Genomic DNA, 2563 nt, shown 5'->3' with positions numbered 1-2563 from the left:
AGCTGACTATTTACATTAAAAAATTTGTATACGCCTGCATCATTCGGTAATAAATTTCGCTGATCAATGGTATACTTGGGTGATTCCATATGTAGTCAATTACTGAAACTGATCCATGTCATTCGGATCCCATTGTTTTTCTACCTGCACAGAGTCTGCTTCTTCAGTGCTACCATACTGACTACAATCAAGTGTGATGTCAAGTCCGCCCGGAGGTCTTTTGAATGGCCCTTTCTCGTAATTTAACTCTTCATCAGCATAAACCTTCATCATGTATTTATCCCAAATCGGACGGGCAGTTAGTCCACCCTGGCCCAATATCCAGCTTCTGAAATGAATGCTTCTCTCGTCACCTCCGACCCATACGCCAGAGACCAAATCTTTGGTAACACCCATATACCAACCATCTGAGGCGTTATTGGTTGTACCGGTTTTGCCACCTATTTCATTATCAATTTTAAGCTCCATACTCAAACCTCTTGAGGTACCACCAACTTCATCTACTCCTCCTTTCAGCATATATAGCATTTTATAGGCCGTCTGCTGACTAATAGCCTGCCTTGTTTCAGGCACAAAGTTTTGAATTACATTACCATTCTTATCTTCAATTTTAAGTAGGTAATTAGGCTTTGTATAAATACCAGAATTAGCGAAAGTGCTATAAGCACCAACAAGTTCGTATACAGAAACATCGTTTACACCCAAAGCCAGAGATGGTACTGCATCGAGATGACTTTCAATCCCCACTCTTTTTGCAAAATCAACTACATTTTCTGGTTTAACTTCTTTCATGAGATAGGCTGTGATTGTATTTACCGACCTTGCCATACCCTGCCTAATGGTCATTTTTTCACCAGTACCATATTTACCATCAGCATTAGGTGGAGACCATGTTGGAGGGTCTCCCGGCACCTGAAAAGTAACCATCACATCTCGCACTTCATAACAAGGTGTATAGCCTTGCTCAATAGCTGTGCCATATACAAAAGGTTTGAATGTTGATCCTGGCTGACGTTTACCTTGTCTTACGTGATCATATTTAAAAGCTCTGTGATTGATTCCACCTACCCATGCTTTGATCTGACCGGTATGAGGATCCATGGACATCATACCCGTATGTAAGAAGTGTTTATAATACCTAACAGAATCTAACGGACTAAACACCGTGTCTTTGTCACCATCCCACGTAAACACAGTCATTTTACGGGGCTTGTTCATCATTATTTTCAATGAATCTGAATCTTCACCGTACTTTTTTACTAAGGATTTGTAATGATGAGTTAGTTTAAACCTTTTTTCTACAAAATTTGGTATAACCCGACCTGTCTCGGTGCTTATCCATGGGTCCCTTCCTTCCCAGTGCTCAAAAAACTTTTCCTGAAGAACAGCCATGTGTTCCTGTACGGCTTCTTCTGCATATCTCTGCATTCGGCTATCGATAGTGGTGTATATCTTTAAGCCATCCTCGTAGAGGTCGTAATCATTTTCCTTACACCATTGTAATAAGTCTCTCTTAATTACTGTTCTGAAATACGTTGCTAAACCTTTATTTTGGTTGGCTACATCATAACCTGAAAGATCTATCGGTAGTGCTTTCACAGAATCTAATTCTGCTGCCGATAAATGGCCATGACGGTATAATTTATTGAGTACTTGATTTCTCTTAACTATAGAGCGATCATAATTAAGAATTGGATTAAATGCTGTCGTTCCCTGCAAAAGACCGATAAGTGTCGCTGATTCCTGGTAATTGAGACTATCTGTTGGTTTGCCAAAAAACGTTTCTGCTGCCGTTTTAATACCAAAAGAATTACTACCGAATGATACGGTATTAAGATACATGGCAAGGATTTCCTTTTTCGTAAAATTTCTTTCGAGCTGTGCAGCTATTATCCATTCTTTAGTTTTAATGATCAATTGCCTTAGTCCGGGTACGTTATACAGGTGACCCTCATTTTCAGACATTGTCTTAAATAAGTTTTCGGCCAGCTGCATAGTGATGGTACTACCACCACCGGCATATTGCATGGTAATTACTCCGGTGACTGCACGTAAGAGACCTCTCAAGTCGATACCAGAGTGCTCTTCAAATCGATGATCCTCGGAAGCTAAAAGTGTATTTACCAATTCTGGAGACAATTCACGATAACTCGCCTGACTTCTATTAAAGCGCCAGTACCTACCTAAAGACACCCCATCAGAAGTAATTAACTCTGAAGAAAGGTCATTTTCAGGATTTTCTAATGCCTTGATACTTGGCATGCCTCCATATAGGCCAAAAGCATCAACACTTACTGAGTAGAAATATAGTGGTAATAAGATTATTGCGCTTAGGCCAATAATCCAGGCGACTCTTACTATTACTTTAAAGAGTTTACGTGGCTCATCAAAAATTTGCTTAAAGTTCATTGCCATAATGTTTGTCAAAAAAGCCCAGGTATGCTTCCCAATCTTTACTCTGATAGAGTATGTTAAAATTATCTTTAGTGATTACAAATTTATGGAATTTTGAGTTCTGAGTTTTCTCTGAGATCACATCTCGTTGTTTAAAATCGTTGAAATA

General features: G+C 39.3%; 1 protein-coding gene. It reads right to left on the bottom strand.

Features of this window, described 5'->3' with window-relative positions; translation table 11 throughout:
- Nucleotides 1-99: 99 nt before the first annotated feature.
- Nucleotides 100-2409: a transglycosylase domain-containing protein gene (locus tag E1176_RS02530; protein WP_155209009.1), complete on the bottom strand. Its 2310-nt coding sequence runs from the start codon at nucleotides 2407-2409 to the stop codon at nucleotides 100-102.
- Nucleotides 2410-2563 lie beyond the last annotated feature (154 nt).

Source organism: Fulvivirga aurantia, from assembly GCF_009711475.1.
In the GTDB taxonomy this organism is placed as follows: Bacteria; Bacteroidota; Bacteroidia; order Cytophagales; family Cyclobacteriaceae; genus Fulvivirga; species Fulvivirga aurantia.
Note: the sequence above shows the minus strand (reverse complement) of the source record. Positions and strands in the feature narration are given on the sequence as shown.